The following is a 733-nucleotide window of genomic DNA, read 5'->3' on the forward strand; positions in this document are numbered from 1 at the left end:
AAGTTTCTGTAGCTTTACTTCCTGATCGATACAAAAAGGAAGCGGAACGAATCTTAAAAGTTTTAGATTTAGTCGAACTAAATCTAAAACTAATAGAAGGAGAGATTAAAGATTCTCTAAAAAAACATCCGGCTTATGTTCAAACGATCATGTCCATGCCCGGAATTGGTATGATTACTTCCTTGGCAATCATGAGCTATATGGGTGATTGTAAGCGATTCTCCTCTGGTAAACAAGCAGCCTACTACGCAGGCCTTGTTCCCAGAGTCGACATCTCAGGAGATACGGTTCGATACGGTAGAATTGTTTCCCGTGGTTGTCATTCGATTCGAAGGGTGATCGTTCAAGCCGCCTGGAGTTTGGTTCGTTGTCAGCATGGTGGAAAGATAAAAGAGTTCTATGATAGGTTATACCTTAAAAAAGGAGCTAAAAAATCGATCATTGCTGCTTCACGCAAAATGATCGAAGTGCTTTATACAATGATTCGAACGGGCGAACTTTTCAATTCTATGCCCGAAAATATATTAAATCGAAAATTAGCCCAATATGGTCTTATGTAAAAAAAAAATAGCGGGAGGGCTTGACACAAGAAACATAGGAGTGAGCGAGATAGCCAAAAGCCGCTAAGCGAGAAACTCAATGTTTCTCCCTATGGGTCGAAACATAATGTTGGCTCTTAGCGCAGCTAAGATGAGCGATCGATGTTAAACTCACCAGAGCGAAGAGCGTCCGC

The 733-nt window shown here is 41.2% G+C and carries 1 protein-coding gene; it reads left to right on the plus strand.

Annotated features, from left to right (window positions below):
• The coding region (locus tag LEP1GSC194_RS17455; protein WP_020772462.1) for an IS110 family transposase at nt 1-560 on the plus strand (560 nt) is incomplete at its 5' end.
• Between the last annotated feature and the right edge of the window lie 173 nt (nt 561-733).

The organism is Leptospira alstonii serovar Sichuan str. 79601 (assembly GCF_000347175.1).
Classification (GTDB): Bacteria; Spirochaetota; Leptospiria; order Leptospirales; family Leptospiraceae; genus Leptospira; species Leptospira alstonii.